We start from the raw sequence: 18,992 nt of genomic DNA, 5'->3' as shown, positions 1-18,992 counted from the left end.
CCGAACCCTGCGCTCGGCCGCTATCCACTTTCAACGATCAACTATCGACTTTCAGCAGGACTTTATCGATCCGCACGCCATCCATGTCGATGATCTCGATCTTGATGTCGCGCCATGTCAGCGTATCGCCGGCTTTCGGGATGCGTCCCAGCCGTGCCAGGACGAAGCCGGCGACCGTGTGATAGTCGCGGCCGCCCATGTCGCGGCGCCCAAGTCTCTGCTGTAGTTCTTCGATCGACAGATGGCCGTCGACCAGCCATGAACCATCGGCGCGTTGCAACATCTCCGGTCGTTCGCGGCTGCCCAGCTCAGGCAGCTCGCCGGCAATCGCCTTGAGAATATCGATGGGAGTCGTGATGCCTTCGATGTCGCCGTACTCGTCGGTGACGATCGCCAGATGCGTGCTCGATTTCTGGAATTGATCGAGCAGTTGCAGCACGGACAGCGAGTCAGGGATATGCAGCGGCGGCTGCAGATCGCGTTCCGGATCGAGATGCCTGCGATGCACGACTTCGCTCAGGTCTGCGAGCGACAACATGCCGAGGAGATTGTCGAGCTTGCCGCGCGCCACCAGGAAGCGTGCGTGGCCGCTGTCCTTGGCCTGCTTCCAGAGGGCGTCGAGCGGTTCGTCCAGGTCCAGCCAGATCACATCCTGGCGCGGAATCATGATTGATCCGACCTTGCGGTCGGCGAGCGCCATCACTCCTTCCAGAAGTCGTCGTTCGGAGGCGAGGAAGACGCCGGCATGCGTACCTTCGGCGACCAGGGCGCGAACGTCGTCTTCTGTCACGGCTGCCTGCGGAGCCGACGACAGCGGAAGGATGCGCAACACCAGGTTTACGGCCGCCCGCAGCAACCAGACTGCAGGTGCCATGATCTGCGCGAACACCTTCATGACCGGTGCGACGAACATCGCCAGGGATTCAGCGTGCGTCAATGCGACGCGCTTCGGCACGAGCTCGCCGATGATCAGGGACACGAAGGTCACCAGCACGACGACGATGCTGAACGAGATTTCGTCGATGTAACGGCCCTGCAATCCGAATCCGGTGAGGATCTCGGCGAGCCAGGTGGTCAGCGCGGCGCCGCTGTACACACCGGTGAGGATGCCGATCAGGGTGATTCCGATCTGGATGGACGACAGGAAGCCCGTCGGATCTTCCAGCAGGGTCAGTGCAGACCTGGCGCCGGCGCGGCCCTGTTCGGCGGCGGCCTGCAGTCGGGTGCGTTTGGCGGAAACCAGCGCCATTTCCGACAGCGCGAAGAAGCCGTTCAGGAGAATCAGCAGCAGGATGACGAGAATTTCACCGGACGGCATTGTGGGCAGAACCTGCGAGGGGGCAACCTTGGGCCGCAGCAGTGTACTGAAGTGACACGACCGGGAGGCAATCCCCGGGCTCGGGATCATTAGAGACCCGGGAAGCCACGTGTATAATGCGCCGCTCTTTGGGCCGGGCAGCTATGGCCGTCCCATTCGAACTTCAGGCTTCACAGGGGAATCGTAGATGGATTGGCTGATTTCGACCGCTCAGGCGCAGGCTCAAGGAACTACCGGACAGGGCAGTGCCCTGATGCAGTTCCTGCCTTTGATTCTGATTTTCGTCGTCTTCTACTTCCTGTTGATCCGCCCGCAGACCAAGCGCGCCAAGGAGCATCGCGAGATGGTGGCCGCCCTCGAAGTGGGCGCCGAAGTCGTCACCAACGGCGGAATTCTCGGCAAAGTCACTGCCATCAGCGAGCAGTTCCTGACGATCGAGATCGCCGATGGCGTGAACGTCAAGGTTCAGCGCCACACCGTCTCGCAGATTCTTCCGAAAGGCACCCTCAAAAGCGCCTGACCGCTCGGCGCCGGCAGATCTATGTACCAGTTCCCCGTCTGGCGATATTGGCTTGTCGCCATAGTCATGCTTGTCGGCACGCTCTTCGCGCTGCCTAATTTCTTTGGCGAAGATCCCGCGCTGGAACTGGCGCGAGACGATCGCGCGGCCATCGATACGTCCGGTGAACAGCGCGTCAAGGGCATTCTGGAGGCGAAGCGGGCACCGGCGATCGCTTCGCATTTCGAGGAAGGACGCCTGGTATTGCGGTTTCCGACTGTTGATGCGCAGATAAAGGCGCGCGATATCGTCGCCGATGAGCTGGGCACCGAATTTCAAGTCGCGCTGACCAGCGAGCCGCGGACGCCGGAATGGCTGCGCTGGCTGGGTCTCAAGCCCATGAGCCTCGGTCTCGACCTGCGAGGCGGCATTCACTTCATGTACGAAGTGGATGTGAAAGGCGCGGTGACGCAGGCGATCGAGCGCCTGGAGCGCGACCTGCGCATGCAATTGCGCGACCAGCGCATCCCGTTCGCCACTGTCGTTACCAATCCCACCGGGGTGAAGGTGACGCTGCGCGACGCGGCGAATCTGGACTCCTTTGCCAGCAGCGTCCGCAAGAACGACCCCACCGTCACTGTCACGACCGAGAACGGTGCGGATGGACCGACGCTGCTGGTGACATTGCTGCCCGATCAGATCAAGCAGCGTCAGGACTTTGCCATTCAGCAGAACATCACGACGCTGCGTAACCGCGTCAACGAACTGGGCGTGTCCGAACCGATCGTTGCGCGGCAGGGCGGTGATCGCATCGTCGTGCAGCTGCCGGGTCTGCAGGATCCGAACCAGGCGATCCGGGTGCTGGGTGCAACCGCCACCCTGGAATTCCGCATGGTCGAGGAGGGTCACGATCCGTACGAAATCGAGCGCACCAAGCGTGTTCCGTTGGGCGCCAAGCTCTATCAGCGCCGTGAGGGCGGTCCGATCCTGCTCAAGCGCGACGTCATCGTCTCGGGCGATCAGCTCACGGACGCCACGTCCGCATTCGTCGATGGCTTGCCGGCAGTAAGCGTGCGGCTCGACGAACGAGGCGGCAAGGAGATGCTGAAGACCACGCAGGCGAATGTCGGCAAGCGCATGGCCGTGGTGTACATCGAGAAAAAGAAGCTGGCGCCGGGTGAGGCCTGCAAGGGCATCCGCAGCGGCGAGCAGTGCACGGAAGAAGAGGTGATCAACGCCGCCACGATCCAGGGCGTGTTCTCGACCAATTTCCAGATCACGGGCCTGCAGGGCGGCGAAGCGCAGGAACTGGCGTTGTTGCTGCGCTCGGGCTCGCTGGCGACCGCCAACTACCTGGTCGAGCAGCGCGTGATCGGCCCGAGCATGGGTCAGGACAACATTGCGAACGGTTTGCGCGCAATGCTTATCGGCACCGCCATGACGTTCGTCTTCCTCATTCTCTATTACCGCGGCTTCGGTGCCATCGCGTGTGTGGTGCTCACGGCAAACGTCGTCCTGCTGATCGCGCTGATGTCGATGTTGCAAGCATCGCTGTCGCTGCCCGGCATTGCCGGCATCGTGCTGACAGTGGGTATGGCCGCCGACGCCAACATTCTGATTTACGAACGCGTGCGCGAGGAGTTGCGGCTGGGGAATTCGCCGCAGGCGTCGATATCGGCGGGTTTCGACAAGGCATTCTCGGCGATCGCCGATTCAAACGTCACCACGCTGATCGTCGGCTTCGTGCTGTTTGCTTTTGGCACCGGACCGATCAAGGGATTTGCCGTGACGCTGGTTCTCGGTATCGCCACCTCCCTGTTCACGGCGGTCGTCGGCAGCCGTGCGCTCATTCAGCTGATCTGGGGACGCCAGCGTAAACTCGCTGCGTTGCCGGTCTGACGTCAGCCTCAACCCGGATCAGCCAACATGGAATTTTTTCGCAAAACGCCCAACATCGCATTCATGCAGAACCGCGTGTGGTGCTACGGCATTTCTGCGGTGCTCATCCTCAGCTCGATCATCCTGCTGGCGGTGCGGGGACTGAACTTCGGCATCGAGTTCACGGGCGGCGTCGTCGTGGAAATCGGCTACGCCAACAGTGTCGATCTCGACTCGGCTCGTGATGCCGTCGAGGCGGCCGGCTTTCGCGATCCGATCGTACAGACCGTAGGCAGTTCACGCGAAATCATGGTCAAGGTGATGCCCGCCAAAGGCGAGGACATCAATCATCTGGCCGATCGCATCGTCACTGCGCTCAAGTCCGTTGATGCGACGGCGCAGTTGCGCAAGACGGATGTCATCGATTCCCAGGTAGGCAGTGAGCTGGCAGAGAAGGGCGGGCTGGCGCTGCTGTTTTCCATGATCGGCATCCTGATCTATGTCGGTTTCCGTTTCGAAAAGAAAATGGCCACCGGCACGGTGCTCGCGGCATTGCACGATCCCTTCGTGATCCTGGGCTTCTTCGCGCTGACGCAGATGACCTTCGATCTGGCCGTGCTCGCAGCCGTGCTCGCCGTCATGGGTTATTCGATCAACGACACAGTGGTCGTGTTCGACCGGGTGCGCGAAGTGTTCCAGACGAGCCGCAAGGCGACGCCACTGGAAGTCATCAATTCCTCGGTTAACCAGACGCTGTCACGCACCCTCATGACCAGCTTCTCGACCTTGTTCGTGGTCACCTCGCTATACGTAGTCGGTGGCGAATCGCTCAAGGGATTCTCGATCGCCATCATCGTCGGTATCGTGGTGGGTACGTTCTCCTCGATCTTCATCGCCGCAGCGCTGGCGCTCGACATGAAGCTCAAGGCCGTCGACCTGCTGCCTCCGCAGGAAAAAGACCAGGAAGTGGACGCGATGCCGTGAACGAAGTGCGGCGCGCGCCGGCAACTTCTGCGTCGTCTCGTTCGTTCCACCCCATGCTGTCTGCAACTTCCCCGCCGTATTGCCGGGTTCTGGCTCTATGAACTGGATCGTCTGGTCGGGCTTCTTCGCGATCTTCCTCAGTGTGCTGGTGCTGGACCTCAGCGTCCTGCACCGCGAATCGCGCACCATGAGCGTGCGGCAGGCGCTGGTCTGGACGGTCATCTGGATCTGCGTCGCGATGTCCTTCGGCGCGCTGATCTACGGCCTTTACGAGCACCACTGGTTCGGTTGGCGACTCGATCCGGGCGCGCCCAGCGGCGCGGAAGCGTGGCTGCAGTACGTGACCGGATACCTGCTCGAGTGGTCGCTGTCGGTCGACAATATCTTCGTCATCGCCGTGATCTTCACCTACATGAAGATTCCGGCCCAGTTTCAGTACCGGGTATTGTTCTGGGGCATCGTCGGCGCGATCGTCCTGCGCGGCGTAATGATCGCGGCCGGTGCCGCGCTGATTCACGCCTTCGACTGGATGTTCTACGTGTTCGGCGCGATCCTGCTGCTGTCGGCAGCGCGCATGCTGAAGGACGACGACGAGTTCGATCCGTCGACCAGCGTGCTGGTGCGTATCGCGCGGCGCGTCTATCCGCTGACGGAGAGGCTCGATGGCGATCGATTCTTCACGGTGGTCAACGGCGCGCGCGCAGCAACGCCACTATTCGTGACCCTTTTGCTGGTCGACTTTGCAGACGTCGTCTTCGCCGTCGATTCGATCCCGGCGATTTTCGCCGTGACCCAGGATCCTTTCATCGTCTTCACGTCGAATGCCTTTGCGATTCTCGGCCTGCGCGCCCTGTATTTCGCGATCGCCGGCCTGATGGTGATGTTCCGCTTCATCAAGTACAGCCTGATCGCCATCCTCGCCTTCGTCGGCGTGAAAATGATGCTGCATCATCACGTCGAGATCGCTCACTTGCTGTCACTGGGCATCATCGTGGGGTTCCTGTTCCTGGGTATCCTCGGGTCGGTCTGGGTTTCGCGGCGCGAAGGCCGTGAGGCCAAAGAATAAAGTCCGGTACACAAAGGAGCACAGGCGGGAACGCAAGAGCGCACAAGAAAAACAGATCCATTCTTGTGCTCCTTGTCTCCCTGCGTGTTCCTCTGGTTACGGATTTTTCCCTGTGTCCCGGATTTTTTTTCCCAAGTTTGGAGAATTGAATGGAGATGTTGGCTGATCCGCAGGTGTGGCTGGCGTTCGTCACGCTGACCGCACTCGAGATCGTTCTGGGTATCGACAACATCATCTTCATCTCCATCCTTGTCGGGCGACTGCCACCGGAGCAGCGTCCCCGTGGGCGGACGATCGGTCTGGCCCTGGCGATGGTCACGCGCATCATGCTGCTGCTTTCCATTGCGTGGGTAATGGGCCTGTCGGCAGATCTGTTCACCGTGCTTGGCATGGGAATATCGGGGCGCGACGTGATCCTGATAGGCGGCGGCTTGTTCCTGCTGGCCAAGAGCACCCTGGAAATCCATCACGGGCTCGAAGGCGTCGAGGAATCGCAGCACAAGGAGGGTGGTGCGGTACGGGCGACCTTCACCAGCGTGATAGTGCAGATCGCCATCATCGATATCGTGTTCTCGCTGGATTCGGTGATCACGGCGGTGGGTATGGCCGATCACGTGGAGGTCATGATCGCCGCGGTGATGGTTGCCGTGCTGATGATGATGTTCCTGGCCGGGCCCATCAGCGACTTCGTGGATCGTCATCCGACGATCAAGATGCTGGCGCTGTCGTTCCTGATCCTGGTTGGCGTGGCGCTGATCGGTGAAGGATTCGAATTCCACATCCCGAAAGGTTACGTCTACTTCGCGATGGCCTTCTCGGTCGCCGTGGAGATGCTCAATATCCGGATACGCAAGAAGCAGCCAGTGGACCCTGATCCGGTGAAGCTGCGCAAGCGCCTCGATGACGATGGGGTGCAGTAGCACACGCCCGGTCAGTCGTACTACAGGAAGCAAAAAAAGGCCCGCTGCACGACGAGTGCAACGGGCCTTTGTGTTTGCAGGCCCAGCTATCACGCCGGGCCTGCGTCGCTTTCGGTGTGACTACTTCTTCGGTTCCAGCACGCTGTGATGGCGGCTGTAAACGAAGTAGATGATGAAGCCGACGATGATCCACACGCTCATCCAGAGCCAGTTGTCGAGGAAGGCGCGGAAGAACAGGTACAGGCAGGCAAGTGCGCCGGCCGGGCAGGTGAGCCAGGCGAACGGCACACGGAACGGACGCGGCAGATCCGGCTTGGTGTAACGCAGGACCAGTACGCCGATACAGACGGTCGCGAAAGCCAGCAGCGTACCCATCGACACCAGATCGCCGAGCACGTCGAGCGGAAGCAATCCCGCGAGCAGCGCGGCTACGGCGCCGACGAAGATCGTGCCCAGGTACGGCGTCTGGAAGCGCGGGTGAACCCGACCGAAGAACTTGCCGATCAGGCCGTCACGCGACATCGCGTAGAACACGCGCGTCTGGCCGATCATCATCACCAGGATCACCGAGCTCAGGCCCGCAATCGCGCCGATCTCGACGAACAGTTTGAGCCATGTCAGGTCGGGATAGGCTTCCAGGGCCGTTGCGACCGGCTTTGCGGTGCCCAGCAGGTGGTAGGGCATGATGCCGGTCAGAACCCCGGACACGATGATGTAGACGAGCGTACAGAGCACCAGGGAGCCGAGAATGCCGATCGGCATGTCGCGCTGCGGATTCTTGGCCTCCGAAGCCGCTGTCGATACGGCGTCGAAGCCGATGTACGCAAAGAACACGACGGTGGCGCCGCGAATCACGCCGTCCATGCCGTACTTGCCCGGGCCTTCCGCCGGCGGAATGAACGGCTGCCAGTTCTCGGGATTCACGTGGCGGATCGCAAACACCACGAACAGGAAGATCACGGTCAGCTTGATGGCTACGATGACCGAGTTGACAGCGGCTGATTGAGAAATGCCCCGATAACACAGCGCCGCAATGGCGACGACGATGATGATCGCCGGGACGTTGATCAGTCCGCCGGTGGGCACCAGCGAGTGGTCCGAGAATCTCAGCGGGGCGGTCGCGAGAGCTTCCGGCAGCGCGAGCGACGTGCCCAGGAACCCGCCTATCGATTCCAGCAGTCCATTGAAGTAGCCGCCCCAGCCGACCGCCACCGTTGCTACCGCAACCAGATACTCGAGGACCAGCATCCAGCCGATGAACCAGGCGACCAGTTCACCGAGGGTCGCATATGCGTAGGAATAGGCGCTGCCGGAGACCGGCAGCATTGATGAGAACTCGGCATAGCAAAGGCCGGCAAGTGCGCAGGCAAGGCCGGCGATGACGAAACTCAGCGTGATCGCAGGGCCGGCATGATTCGCGGCCGCCTGGCCCGTCATGACGAAGATACCCGCACCGATGACGGCACCGATGCCCAGCAGCACGAGCTGCCGGGCGGTCAGTGCACGTTTGAGTGTCTGGGCACCGGGCTGTGCACTATCGGCGGGTTCGCCGGCGTCGACATGCGGATCGTTGCCCGCACCTTTTGTTCTGAACAAATCCACTCGTTGACCCCTCCGGCGAAAATGCTCCATCCGCGCGCGGATTGGCGCGGGCCGCAAACCGCTGGCTGCGCTGCCAGCTTAACGACGGCAGAGGTAGTCAGGGCGTTGCTAGGCGCCAGACTCTAACGGAGCAGTTTCACAAAAGCGACAACACAGTGGGGCGCTCAGGCGCGCAGCGACGCCGGAACGTGCGGGGCGAGGAGGGTGAGCAGCGGCATGTACACCTTGGGTGTGCCGGCGACGATCTGCGGCTGCAGCTTGTATTCATCGCCGGTCAACGTCCCGACCATTCCGCCGGCTTCGGTAATCAACAGCGTTCCCGCCGCTGTATCCCACGGTGCGAGGCCAATTTCCCAGAACGCGTCGAGACGGCCGGCGGCGACATAAGCGAGATCCAGCGCTGCCGAGCCAGGACGTCGTATACCGGCGGTCTGTTGCATGACGGATTTCATCATTGCCATGTAGCTGTCGAGCCAGCTCACGTTGGAGCGATAGGGAAAGCCGGTTCCGATCAGCGAGCCTTCGAGACCGACATGCGTGCTGACGCGAATCCGGCGACCGTCGAGCTGCGCACCCTCGCCGCGTGAGGTGGTGAACAGTTCCTGTCGCAGCGGATCGTAGACGACGCCGTGCTCGACGCGTCCGCGGCGCTCCACGGCGATGGAAACGGCGAACTGCGGAAAGCCATGCAGGTAATTGGTGGTGCCATCGAGCGGATCGATGATCCACGTGAACTCGCTGTCCTTGTTACGACCATCGCTGTGGCCGCTCTCTTCGGCGAAGACCGCATGATCCGGATAGTGCTTGCGGATTGTCTCGATGATGTCCCGCTCGGCAGCCAGGTCGATCTCGGAGACGAAATCGTTCTGACCCTTGCGCTGAACGTCGAGGCGATGCAGGCGATTCATGCCGCGTACGATGATTTCACCGGCACGACGGGCGGCACGAATAGCAATATTGAGCAGGGGCTGCATGGGAACCTCAACGAGCGGGAATGGGAAAGAGCGGGAGGCCGCGGAGACCTCGGGGGGCGGGTAGAATAGCATTGACGCCAAGTGACGAAAGTCACAAAGGTGACGAGGGTCATGCAGGGCAGAACCCTCGTGACTTTCGTCACCCCACTTTCTTCCGTATGTAAGCCATGCCTATACGTATCGTCCTCGTCGAGCCCCAGCATCCCGGCAATATCGGCGCTGTGGCGCGCGCCATGAAAAACATGGGATTGGTGGATCTGCATCTGGTGAAGCCGCTGGCGTTTCCCCATTCGGAGGCGATCGCCCGTGCGTCGGGTGCTGATGACGTGCTGGAGTCAGCGAAAGTGCATGAGAGCTTCGCTCAGGCAATTGCTGACTGTGGCCTTATCGTGGGCACGAGTGCGCGACAGCGGCACCTGCCGTGGGAATTGGTCGAGCCGCGCGAATGCAGTGCCCAGATCGTGCAGGCATCGCGAACGGAAACTGCGGCAATCGTCTTCGGTGCGGAACGGACCGGACTCACCAATGCCGAACTCGAACGCTGCAATCTGCTGATGACGATTCCGACGGCGCCCGACTACAGCTCGTTGAATCTGGCCATGGCGGTGCAGGTCGTTACCTACGAGATATGGCTCGCCAGTCGCCCGGGAGTACCGCCTCCACCGGAGCGCGATGTGCCCCTCGCGCCGGCGGAAGACGTCGCACGGTTCTACGTGCACTTCGAACAGGTACTCAAGGAAATTGATTTCAAGGACCGCACCGGTGGTGGCCAGCTGATGGCGCGCGTGCGGCGTCTGTTCAATCGTGCGCAACTGGACCAGAACGAAGTGAATATCCTGCGCGGAGTGCTCACGGCAGTGCAGGCGCGCCGCCGTCCGGCGGGTCCAAAGCAGGAAGTGAAGGAGCAGGATTCGTGACCGAGGAACTGCCGGTCTATCTCGACAACGCCGCGACCACCCCGGTCGATCCGCGAGTCGTCGAGTGCATGATCGATTGCCTGCGTAACGTGCACGGCAATCCATCATCGGCTGGCCACGACTTCGGGCGTCGTGCGCGTGCGCTGGTCGAGAAGGCGCGGGGGCAGATTGCGCAGGCCGTCGGCGCACGACCTGAATGCATCGTCTTTACGTCTGGCGCCACCGAATCCGACAACTTGGCGATCATGGGCGCCGCACGGTTTCACGCCGATCGCGGTCGTCACATCGTTTCTGCAAAGACAGAACACAAGGCAGTGCTCGATGCATTGAAGCAGCTCGAGCGCGAAGGATTCACTGTCACGTTTCTCAAGCCCGGCCCGGGTGGCATCGTGCACGCCGGGCAGGTAGCGGCGGCGTTGCGCTCCGACACCGTGCTCGTGTCGATCATGCACGTGAACAATGAAACCGGTGTCATCAACGACATCGGCGCGATGGGCGGGCTTTGTCGCGAGCGCGGCGTGCTTTTTCATTGCGACGCTGCGCAAAGCGTGGGCAAAGTCGCGGTCGACGTGATGGCCATGAATATCGATCTGCTCTCGCTCAATGCGCACAAGGTGCACGGACCGAAAGGAGTCGGAGCGCTCTACGTCCGCCGCTCGCCGCCACTCGGTCTGCGGCCGTTGCTGGTGGGTGGAGGGCAGGAGGGCGGACTGCGTTCCGGCACCCTGGCGACGCACCAGATCGTGGGCATGGGGCTCGCCTTCGAACTGGCGGTGGCTGAGATGGAAGCAGACATGGCGCGTCTGCGTGCGCTGCGCGATCGGTTGTGGCAGGGCATCAGCGCGGCCACTCGCGCCGAGATCAACGGCGACATCGAGCAGCGCGTCGCCAGCATCCTCAACGTGACGTTCCTCGGTGTGGAGGGCGAGAGCCTGCAGTTCGCGCTGCGCCGGCTTGCAGTCTCCGCGGGGGCAGCCTGTTCATCCGCTTCTGAGGAAGCGTCGTATGTGTTGCGTTCACTGGGTCGCAGCGATCAGCAGGCGCAGAGTTCGCTGCGCTTCAGTCTCGGTCGGTTCACGACGGATGCCGATGTCGAGGTGGCGATCCGCGAGATTCAGCGCGAAGTGCCGCGTCTGCGACGGCTTGCGCCTGTGTCGTGATGGGTGTTCCGGTTGTGTCGCGTTATTCGCCGTTGGTCGTCGATCACTTTGAACACCCGCGCAATACGGGGTGCTTCGATCCGGCCGCGGATGTGATCGAGGCACGGGCGGGCAGTACCGGGCAGGGCGCGTTGTTCCAGTTCAGTGCGCGTATTGCTGCAGGTGCGTTGGCCGAGGTGCGCTTTCAGGTCTATGGATGTCCGCATTGCGTGGCTGCGGCTTCATGGCTCTCGGAGCGGTTGAGTAACGCCACGCTCGACGATCTGGCAAGCTGGAGCTGGCGCGAGGCCGCTGACGCGCTGGATGTTCCGGCCGAAAAGCGCGGCCGCCTGCTGATTCTCGAGGATGCTGTGCGCCGGTTGGCAGAAGCGTGGCGGTCCCGCCGCTAGCATCCGGTTTGAGGACATGCCGGATTGGCATGGCATTCGCACTTGACTTGAACGCCATCCCCCTCAACTCTTCAGGACATAGTTTTTGAACTCCTTAACTGCCATGTCCATTTCGCTGACCCCCGCTGCTGCTGATCGCGTCCGAACCTTCCTGACCCGCCGTGGCCATGGCCTTGGCCTGCGCCTCGGCGTCAAGAAAACCGGCTGCTCGGGGTTCGCCTATGTCGTCAACTACGCCGATGATCTCGGCGCCGACGATATCGTCTTCGAAAACCAGGGCGTCAAAGTCATCGTCGACCGCGACAGCCTGGGCTTCATCGACGGCACCGAAGTCGACTTCGTGAAGCAGGGCCTGAATGAAGCCTTCCGTTTCCGTAATCCCAATGTGAAGGGGGAGTGCGGGTGCGGAGAGAGTTTTACTGTCTGAGGAGGGGCTGACCGGCGTACTGGCCAACTGGCTGGATGAAGAAGTGGCGACCTCCTCCATCCTCTCTGGCCAGTGGGCCGGTTAGCCAGTAGGCCAGTCAGCCCTCTCCCGCTAACCCCTCGTCGCCATTCATTTTCTTGCCGCTGCCGACCCCGGCGGGTAGACTTCGCCGCGCGCAAATCCGGCCCCTCCGCACCCTTATGCGCACCGCTTGGGTGGGGCTGCCCTAATTCATTGTTTCAGTGGCTGATTTCCAGTCAAAAGGATGACGATTCCATGGCGCTCGAACGCACTCTGTCGATTGTTAAGCCCGATGGTGTTCAGAAGAACGTGATCGGTGAGGTGTACCGCCGCTTCGAACAGGCCGGCCTCAGGATCGTTGGCGCCCGCATGATGCAGCTCAGCCTGGCTCAGGCCGAGGGCTTCTATGCCGTGCACCGCGAGCGGCCCTTCTTCAAGGATCTGACCACGTACATGAGCTCGGGCCCGGTCATCGTCCAGGTGCTGGAAGGCGAGAACGCGGTGTTGAAGAACCGCGAACTGATGGGCGCCACCGATCCGAAGAAGGCCGATAAGGGCACGATCCGCGCCGATCTGGCGACCAGCATCGAAGAAAACGTCGTGCACGGTTCTGACAGCGCCGAAAACGCCGCGATCGAGATCTCGTACTTCTTCGCCGCTGCCGATCTCTGCCCGCGGACGCGCTGAGAACTGAACGGCCGGATGGCAGTCTTACTAGCTTCCGGCCGACTTCCCGAATCCACATGAACCCAGCTTCGCCCAAGACCAACCTGCTCGGCCTGACCCGGAGCGATCTCGAGGCGTTCATCGAACAGATGGGCGAGAAGCCTTTCCGCGCGCGCCAGCTGTTGAAGTGGCTGTACAAGCGCGCGGAAAGCGATTTCGACAAGATGACCGACCTCGCGAAGTCTTTTCGCGAGCGTCTCAAGGAAGTGGCAGAAGTCCGCACACCGGAAATCCGCCTGACCCAGGTATCGAGCGATGGCACGCGCAAGTGGCTGCTGTCGATGGCGTCCCTGCGCGGCAAGGCGGGGGCCGATGAGCCGATCGACACCAGTCAGGCGATCGAGATGGTCTTCATTCCCGAACCGGGTCGCGGCACGTTGTGCATCTCCAGCCAGCTCGGCTGCGCGATGGACTGCACGTTCTGTTCGACCGCGCAGCAGGGTTTCAATCGCAACCTGAGCGTCGCAGAAATCGTCGGCCAGGTGTGGCTCGCCATTCGCGAGCTCGGCTTCGAGCCGGGCGGCAATCGAGTCGTTACCAACATCGTGTTCATGGGGATGGGCGAGCCGCTCGCGAACTATCGCAATGTCGTGCCGGCCACCGAAATCCTCATGGATGATCTCGGCTTCGACATCTCGCGCCGCCGCGTCACCGTCAGCACGTCGGGGCTGGTGCCGCAGATGCTCAAGCTCGCAGAAGAAACCAACTGCGCGCTGGCCGTGTCGCTGCATGCACCGAACGACGAACTGCGCGATGAACTCGTGCCGATCAACCGCAAACACAAGATTGCCGAGCTGCTCGATGCCTGCTGGCAGTACGTGGACAAGCAGAACGCGCGCAGCATCACGTTTGAATACGTGATGCTCGACGGCGTCAATGACAAGCCAGAACACGCCTTTGAGCTGGTGCGCCTGCTCCAGGGGCACCCCGCCAAGGTCAACCTGATTCCGTTCAATCCCTTCCCGGGAACCCAGTATCGTCGCTCGTCGCCTGCCGCGATCGAGCGCTTTCGGGACATCTGCAATTCGCATGGCGTGATTGCGACAACGCGTCGCACGCGCGGCGATGACATCGATGCCGCGTGCGGCCAGCTGGTCGGACGCGTGCGGGACAGAACGACGGTGCGCCTTGGCTCCAAACTCATTTCCGTGGCGGTAGAAACGTGATTCGACGGGTCCTGATACTGGGTTTGCTACTGACCGTCGTGGCTGGGTGCTCGACCACGGAGAAGCCGCGGTCCACGCCGCAGCCGGAACGAGCGGCCGAAATCAACCTGGAACTGGGCATCGACTATTTCCGCAAAGGCAATCTGGCGATGGCCAAGGAAAAGATCGATCGCGCCGTCGAACAGAACCCGCGCAATGCGAAGGTGCAGGCCGCGGCGGGATTGCTGTACGACCGGCTCAACGAGCCGAAGAAGAGCGAGACGCACATGGAGAAGGCCGTGTCGCTCGATTCGCAGAACCCGGACATCCTCAATAACTACGCTGTCCTCCTCTGCAAGCGCGGCAATCACACGAAGGGCGAGAAATTCTTCGTACGGGCTGCGGAGAATCCTCTCTACAAGACGCCCGAAGTGGCCTATCTCAACGCCGGCAACTGCGCGAGCGCGGCGAACGATCTGGCCGCAGCAGAAGTTCACTACCGCAAGGCACTGGCTCTGCGGCCGCGTTTCCAGGAAGCGCTGTACCAGATGGCGGATCTCGAATTCCGCAACAAGAGTTACCTGTCCGCACGGGGATTCGTCGAGCGCTTTCTGGCGGCCGGCAAGAGCACGCCATCGGTCCTGTGGCTCGGGGTACGCGTCGAGAATGCGCTGGGCAACGAGACGTCAGCGAGCAACTATGCGCAGCGCCTGAGGCTGGAATATCCCAACTCGGGTGAGACCAAGCAGCTGCTCGAGACTGGGCGGCAACCGGGATGAGCATGGAAGCGGGCGGTGCGGCCCACGATCTGATTCCCGAAACGGCGACTTCCTCCCAGGGCACGCCGGCGACGCCCGGCGAGCTGCTGAAAGCGGCGCGCATCGGTCGCCACGTATCGATTCAGCAGATTGCCGACGACCTGCACCTCGACGTGCGGGTGGTCGAGGCCATCGAGTCGAACAACTTCGCGTTGCTGGGTCCGCCGGTATATTCGCGTGGTCATCTGCGCAAGTACGCGACCCTGGTTGGCCTGTCGCCCGAAGTGATCATTGCTCACTACGAGCTGCTGGCGGACATCCCGATCGCACCGGCGCCGATCCCCGCGAGTGTGACCGTGCCGTCTCCAGCGAGGCCGTCGCCCCGAGCGTCGATGCGGATGATCGCTGGCATCGTGGTTGCCATCGCGTTGCTGGCGGTCGCAGGCTGGCTGGTCAAACGGCTCGATTCCAACTCGGGCCCGGTATCCGGGTCCCAGACCATTGACGTAATGCCTGAAGCCGACGCCGAGCCAGGCTCCGTCGTACAGCTGCCCGGGGCGCTTGGGACCAACCAGGCCACACCGCCCGAGCCAGTCCCATCCGTCCCGCCAGCGGCCGCCGATTCTCCGCTGGCGAACGCGGGGAATGATGTAACAATGCAGCTGCGCTTTACGGAACCCTCGTGGGTCGAAGTCTACGACGCGACGAATCGGCGGCTCATGTACGGCATTGGCCAGGCGGGCGATGCCCGCACGCTGACCGGCAAGCCGCCGCTGCGCGTGACGCTGGGACTGGCCGCAGCGGTGTCGCTGGATGTGAATAACCGCGCCGTTCCCGTGCCACGCCTTGCCGGCAAGGACGCAGCCCACTTCACGGTTGCCGCCGACGGCTCGGTTCGGTAGCGCATTCATCAGATCGAGTCGAAAGTTCTTGCGATGACGTCCAATCAAACCCAACCCGTCGGCAGCGTGTCGCAGCCCCAGGCCATTCAGCCCGTGCGCGGCATGAACGATGTGCTGCCCGGTGATGCTGCTGCGTGGCAGCGACTCGAGTCGATCGCGCGCGACCTGTTCGCTGCATACGCCTATCAGGAAATCCGCGTTCCCATCGTGGAGCACACGGGGCTGTTCAAGCGCTCGATCGGCGAGTTCACGGACATCGTGCAGAAGGAAATGTTCACCTTCGACGATCCGAGCGGCGATTCCCTCACGCTGCGTCCCGAAGCCACCGCCGGCATCGTGCGCGCCATGATTTCCAACGGTCTGCTGCACAACCAGAAGCAGCGCGTCTGGTGCGCCGGTCCGATGTTCCGTCACGAGAAGCCGCAGCGGGGGCGCTTCCGCCAGTTTCACCAGCTCGACGTCGAAGCCTTCGGCTACCCCGGCCCGGATATCGATGCCGAGCTCATCATGCTCAGCGGTCGTCTTCTGAAGGCGGTGGGTGTGGAGCGGGTCGAGCTCAACCTGAACTCGCTGGGCACGACGGCCTCGCGTCGGGCGCATCGCGAGAAGCTCGTCGCGTATTTCTCGGCACACAAGTCGAAGCTGGACCCGGACAGCCTGCGCCGTCTGGAAGGCAATCCGCTGCGTATCCTCGACAGCAAGAATCCCGACCTCAAGGACATCATCGCCGGCGCGCCGCTGCTGACCGAATACCTCGACGAGGAATCGAAGCAGCATTTCGACGGACTGCGTCGGCATCTGGACGCCGTGGGTATCAAGTACGTGTTGAACCCGTTGCTGGTGCGCGGTCTGGACTATTACAGCCACACGGTGTTCGAGTGGGTGACCACCGAACTTGGCTCCCAGGGCGCCGTGTGTTCGGGAGGCCGCTACGACGGTCTGGTAACGCAGCTGGGCGGTGAGCCGACACCGGCCATGGGCTGGGCGCTCGGCCAGGAACGCATCGTGGAACTGCTGCGTGTGCAGGGAGTGGGCGCTGCGACCAACGCACCGGATATCTACTTCGTCATCGCCGGCCAGCGCGCGGAAGCCGAGGGGCTGGCCTTGGCGGAACGCCTGCGCGACAGCGTGGCAGGCCTGCGCATCGAGACGCACTGCGGCGGTGGCAGTTTCAAGTCGCAAATGAAGCGGGCCGACAAGAGCGGCGCCGCCTATGCGTTAATTCTTGGGGACTCGGAAACCGAACGCCGCGTCGTCGGTCTGAAGTCCCTGCGTGTCGAGCAACCACAGGTCGAGGTTGCCTGGGACGCACTGGCTGAGGAATTGAAGGGGAGAGTGACTCGGTGAAGACCGGTCAGGTGATCGCTATCACCTGATCCTGCTCACTGATCGCTCTGGGCATCATCAATCACGGCATCGAAAAAAATCACTCCTATGGTCGACGAACTCTTATCCGACAACGAACGCGAAGAAGCCCTGCGCGAATGGTGGCGTGACAACTGGGCCTGGATCCTGGGCGGCATCGTCCTGGGCGTGGCCCTGCTGTTCGGCTGGAACCACTGGGGCAAGCATCGTCAGGGCCAGGCGGAATCCGCCGCGCTGCTGTACCGCGATGTCGAGACGGCACTGATGAGCCGCGACGTTGCCAGGGCGGAAGAAGCGCTTGCTGCACTGACCGGCAAGTTCGATTCCTCGTCTTACGCTGCGCAGGGCCGACTGGCGGTGGCCAAGCTGCAGTTCGAGGCGGGCAAGTACGCCGAAGCCGAAGCGTTGTTGCGCAAGGTGGCTGATGGCGCGAAAGACGACGAGCTGGCCGACGTGGCGCAGCTGCGGCTCGCCCGCCTGCTGGTCCAGCAAGGCAAGAACGACGATGCCATCAAACTGCTCGAGCCACTGACGGCCGGCGGTTTCGGCGCGCTGGCGCGCGAGATCCGCGGCGATGCGTTGTTTGCGAAAGGTGACAAGGAAGGCGCGCGCGCCGAATACGCGGCGGCGTTGGCGAATGCCGATGCGCCGATCGATCGCCAATTGGTCGAGTTGAAACTCCAGGATGTCGGCGGTGTGGTGCCGGCGGCGTCTGCTGTTCAGAGGTCGCTATGACACACGCTCTTCGGGATCGGCAATGGCCGGCAGTTCGCTGGGCGCGTCCGCTGGTCGTGCTGGTCGCGTTGCTGGGTGTGGCCGCGTGCGACAAGGATAAGGATGTCGATCCGCCGGCCGAGCTGACGGACATCGTTGCCGCGCGCAACGTCGATCAGCTGTGGAGTGTCGGACTGGGCGGCGATTCCAAGAATCTGCGACTGGCCTTGCGTCCGGTCGTGGCGGAAGGCGTCGTATATGCGGCATCGCACGACGGCGAAGTCGTCGCATTGAGTGCTGCCAACGGGCGCCGCAGCTGGTCGGTCAAGACCAAATTGGCTCTCGCGGCCGGTCCTGAAGTAGGCGCCGGACTCGTGATCCTCGGTTCCAGCGATGGCGATGTCATTGCGCTCGATGCCGCGACGGGCGAACAGCGCTGGCGCAAAGCCATCAACAGCGAAGTGCTGGCGCGCCCGGTGGTCGTCAACGATCTGGTGATCGTCCGTACCGTCGACGGTCATCTCGAAGGATTGTCGCTGACCGATGGCGCAACGCGCTGGGCAGTCGATGAACAGGTGCCGCGACTGACGCTGCGGGGTACGGCCGCCCCCGTCGTCGCAGGCGAGCGCGTGATCGCAGGATTCGACAATGGTCGCGTCCTGGCGGTCGATGTGCGCAACGGCGACGTCCTGTGGGACACGATCGTCAACGCGCCGAAAGGGCGTACGGAACTGGAGCGCTTGTCGGACATCGACTCGCCGGCGCACGTCTCGGGCGACGATATTTTCGTGGTGGGTTTCCAGGGGCGCGTGGCCATGCTCGCGCTGGACTCGGGACAGATCTGGTGGGCGCGCGATGCCTCGAGCTATCGCGGCTTCACCATGGACGATGACATCATTTATCTCACGAATTCCGACAGCGTCGTCGTGGCCATGAAGCGCACCGATGGCTCTGTCGTGTGGGAGCAAAGCCTGCTGCGGCGTCGCGGCCTGACCGCGCCGACTCTCGACGGCGACGCATTGCTGGTCGGCGACTTCGAGGGTTACCTGCACTGGCTCGACAAGGCGTCAGGTGAAATCGTCGCGCGCACGAAGACGGACGGCGATCGCATCACCAACGCGGCGACGGCCGACGATGGCAGAACGTTCGTCCAGACCGATTCCGGAAAACTGATCGCTTTCAAGTCCACGCCGAAAATCGCGCGTACGGCTGCCACGGACTAATGCC

19 protein-coding genes are annotated in these 18,992 nt (G+C 62.2%); 16 read left to right on the top strand and 3 right to left on the bottom strand.

The window, feature by feature from the left end:
* Positions 1–37: 37 nt before the first annotated feature.
* Entirely contained in the window at positions 38–1,318 is a 1,281-nt protein-coding gene (locus tag VIZ63_RS00500; protein WP_331607512.1) for a hemolysin family protein, read from the bottom strand.
* A gap of 187 nt (positions 1,319–1,505) precedes the next feature.
* Here VIZ63_RS00500 and yajC point away from each other — a divergent pair, with 187 nt between their 5' ends.
* From yajC to VIZ63_RS00475, 5 genes are all read left to right on the top strand, one after another.
* The gene (gene yajC, locus VIZ63_RS00495; RefSeq protein WP_331607511.1) at positions 1,506–1,838 is read left to right on the top strand and encodes a preprotein translocase subunit YajC; all 333 of its coding nucleotides are present in this window, start codon (positions 1,506–1,508) and stop codon (positions 1,836–1,838) included.
* A gap of 21 nt (positions 1,839–1,859) precedes the next feature.
* The gene (gene secD, locus VIZ63_RS00490; RefSeq protein ID WP_331607510.1) at positions 1,860–3,716 is read left to right on the top strand and encodes a protein translocase subunit SecD; all 1,857 of its coding nucleotides are present in this window, start codon (positions 1,860–1,862) and stop codon (positions 3,714–3,716) included.
* Positions 3,717–3,743: 27 nt separating this feature from the next.
* Positions 3,744–4,679 (top strand): protein translocase subunit SecF, encoded by a 936-nt coding sequence (gene secF / locus VIZ63_RS00485; protein WP_331607509.1) that lies wholly within the window; start codon positions 3,744–3,746, stop codon positions 4,677–4,679.
* Positions 4,680–4,776: 97 nt separating this feature from the next.
* A complete protein-coding gene (locus VIZ63_RS00480; RefSeq protein WP_331607508.1) occupies positions 4,777–5,745 on the top strand; it encodes a TerC family protein in 969 nt (322 codons plus the stop codon).
* A 149-nt stretch (positions 5,746–5,894) separates the two neighbouring features.
* The gene (locus tag VIZ63_RS00475) at positions 5,895–6,665 is read left to right on the top strand and encodes a TerC family protein (protein ID WP_331607507.1); all 771 of its coding nucleotides are present in this window, start codon (positions 5,895–5,897) and stop codon (positions 6,663–6,665) included.
* A 120-nt stretch (positions 6,666–6,785) separates the two neighbouring features.
* On the opposite strand, the gene VIZ63_RS00470 is transcribed toward VIZ63_RS00475, so the two are convergent.
* Entirely contained in the window at positions 6,786–8,261 is a 1,476-nt protein-coding gene (locus tag VIZ63_RS00470) for an amino acid permease (protein ID WP_331607506.1), read from the bottom strand.
* A gap of 170 nt (positions 8,262–8,431) precedes the next feature.
* Positions 8,432–9,241 (bottom strand): inositol monophosphatase family protein, encoded by an 810-nt coding sequence (locus VIZ63_RS00465; RefSeq protein WP_331607505.1) that lies wholly within the window; start codon positions 9,239–9,241, stop codon positions 8,432–8,434.
* Positions 9,242–9,408: 167 nt separating this feature from the next.
* On the opposite strand from VIZ63_RS00465, the gene VIZ63_RS00460 reads away from it, so the two are divergent.
* The 11 genes from VIZ63_RS00460 to bamB all read left to right on the top strand — a co-directional run bounded on the left by VIZ63_RS00460 (position 9,409) and on the right by bamB (position 18,988).
* Positions 9,409–10,158, top strand: a complete 750-nt coding sequence (locus tag VIZ63_RS00460) for an RNA methyltransferase (protein WP_331607504.1) — start codon at positions 9,409–9,411, stop codon at positions 10,156–10,158.
* Positions 10,155–11,318 carry an aminotransferase class V-fold PLP-dependent enzyme gene (locus VIZ63_RS00455; protein ID WP_331607503.1) on the top strand — a complete coding sequence of 388 codons (1,164 nt, stop codon included), beginning with the start codon at positions 10,155–10,157 and terminating at the stop codon, positions 11,316–11,318. The genes VIZ63_RS00460 and VIZ63_RS00455 overlap by 4 nt, the downstream gene beginning before the upstream one ends.
* A complete protein-coding gene (locus tag VIZ63_RS00450; protein ID WP_331607502.1) occupies positions 11,318–11,707 on the top strand; it encodes an iron-sulfur cluster assembly scaffold protein in 390 nt (129 codons plus the stop codon). Before VIZ63_RS00455 ends, VIZ63_RS00450 begins: the two co-directional genes overlap by 1 nt.
* Before the next feature lie 103 nt (positions 11,708–11,810).
* On the top strand, positions 11,811–12,134 hold the full coding sequence (gene iscA, locus VIZ63_RS00445) for an iron-sulfur cluster assembly protein IscA (RefSeq protein WP_331607501.1): 324 nt from the start codon (positions 11,811–11,813) through the stop codon (positions 12,132–12,134).
* A 276-nt stretch (positions 12,135–12,410) separates the two neighbouring features.
* Positions 12,411–12,842, top strand: a complete 432-nt coding sequence (gene ndk / locus VIZ63_RS00440; RefSeq protein WP_331607500.1) for a nucleoside-diphosphate kinase — start codon at positions 12,411–12,413, stop codon at positions 12,840–12,842.
* A 56-nt stretch (positions 12,843–12,898) separates the two neighbouring features.
* Positions 12,899–14,047 carry a 23S rRNA (adenine(2503)-C(2))-methyltransferase RlmN gene (gene rlmN / locus VIZ63_RS00435; RefSeq protein ID WP_331607499.1) on the top strand — a complete coding sequence of 383 codons (1,149 nt, stop codon included), beginning with the start codon at positions 12,899–12,901 and terminating at the stop codon, positions 14,045–14,047.
* On the top strand, positions 14,044–14,805 hold the full coding sequence (gene pilW / locus VIZ63_RS00430) for a type IV pilus biogenesis/stability protein PilW (protein ID WP_331607498.1): 762 nt from the start codon (positions 14,044–14,046) through the stop codon (positions 14,803–14,805). Before rlmN ends, pilW begins: the two co-directional genes overlap by 4 nt.
* Entirely contained in the window at positions 14,802–15,686 is an 885-nt protein-coding gene (locus tag VIZ63_RS00425) for a helix-turn-helix domain-containing protein (protein WP_331607497.1), read from the top strand. Before pilW ends, VIZ63_RS00425 begins: the two co-directional genes overlap by 4 nt.
* Before the next feature lie 33 nt (positions 15,687–15,719).
* Positions 15,720–17,033: a histidine--tRNA ligase gene (gene hisS / locus VIZ63_RS00420; protein WP_331607496.1), complete on the top strand. Its 1,314-nt coding sequence runs from the start codon at positions 15,720–15,722 to the stop codon at positions 17,031–17,033.
* An 87-nt stretch (positions 17,034–17,120) separates the two neighbouring features.
* A complete protein-coding gene (locus tag VIZ63_RS00415) occupies positions 17,121–17,786 on the top strand; it encodes a YfgM family protein (RefSeq protein WP_331607495.1) in 666 nt (221 codons plus the stop codon).
* Complete coding sequence (bamB, locus tag VIZ63_RS00410; RefSeq protein ID WP_331607494.1) at positions 17,783–18,988, top strand: outer membrane protein assembly factor BamB; 1,206 nt, start codon at positions 17,783–17,785, stop codon at positions 18,986–18,988. The genes VIZ63_RS00415 and bamB overlap by 4 nt, the downstream gene beginning before the upstream one ends.
* Positions 18,989–18,992: the final 4 nt, after the last annotated feature.

It is taken from the genome of Povalibacter sp. (assembly GCF_036520495.1).
GTDB lineage: Bacteria > Pseudomonadota > Gammaproteobacteria > Steroidobacterales > Steroidobacteraceae > Steroidobacter.
This window is presented reverse-complemented; position numbering and strand designations above follow the sequence as displayed.

Bases quoted from the DNA above. Each gene is read 5' to 3' on its own strand.
- VIZ63_RS00500 (WP_331607512.1), bottom strand. From the start codon at position 1,318: ATGCCGTCCGGTGAAATTCTCGTCATCCTGCTGCTGATTCTCCTGAAC.
- yajC (WP_331607511.1), top strand. From the start codon at position 1,506: ATGGATTGGCTGATTTCGACCGCTCAGGCGCAGGCTCAAGGAACTACC.
- secD (WP_331607510.1), top strand. From the start codon at position 1,860: ATGTACCAGTTCCCCGTCTGGCGATATTGGCTTGTCGCCATAGTCATG.
- secF (WP_331607509.1), top strand. From the start codon at position 3,744: ATGGAATTTTTTCGCAAAACGCCCAACATCGCATTCATGCAGAACCGC.
- VIZ63_RS00480 (WP_331607508.1), top strand. From the start codon at position 4,777: ATGAACTGGATCGTCTGGTCGGGCTTCTTCGCGATCTTCCTCAGTGTG.
- VIZ63_RS00475 (WP_331607507.1), top strand. From the start codon at position 5,895: ATGGAGATGTTGGCTGATCCGCAGGTGTGGCTGGCGTTCGTCACGCTG.
- VIZ63_RS00465 (WP_331607505.1), bottom strand. From the start codon at position 9,241: ATGCAGCCCCTGCTCAATATTGCTATTCGTGCCGCCCGTCGTGCCGGT.
- VIZ63_RS00460 (WP_331607504.1), top strand. From the start codon at position 9,409: ATGCCTATACGTATCGTCCTCGTCGAGCCCCAGCATCCCGGCAATATC.
- VIZ63_RS00450 (WP_331607502.1), top strand. From the start codon at position 11,318: ATGGGTGTTCCGGTTGTGTCGCGTTATTCGCCGTTGGTCGTCGATCAC.
- iscA (WP_331607501.1), top strand. From the start codon at position 11,811: ATGTCCATTTCGCTGACCCCCGCTGCTGCTGATCGCGTCCGAACCTTC.
- ndk (WP_331607500.1), top strand. From the start codon at position 12,411: ATGGCGCTCGAACGCACTCTGTCGATTGTTAAGCCCGATGGTGTTCAG.
- rlmN (WP_331607499.1), top strand. From the start codon at position 12,899: ATGAACCCAGCTTCGCCCAAGACCAACCTGCTCGGCCTGACCCGGAGC.
- VIZ63_RS00425 (WP_331607497.1), top strand. From the start codon at position 14,802: ATGAGCATGGAAGCGGGCGGTGCGGCCCACGATCTGATTCCCGAAACG.
- hisS (WP_331607496.1), top strand. From the start codon at position 15,720: ATGACGTCCAATCAAACCCAACCCGTCGGCAGCGTGTCGCAGCCCCAG.
- VIZ63_RS00415 (WP_331607495.1), top strand. From the start codon at position 17,121: ATGGTCGACGAACTCTTATCCGACAACGAACGCGAAGAAGCCCTGCGC.
- bamB (WP_331607494.1), top strand. From the start codon at position 17,783: ATGACACACGCTCTTCGGGATCGGCAATGGCCGGCAGTTCGCTGGGCG.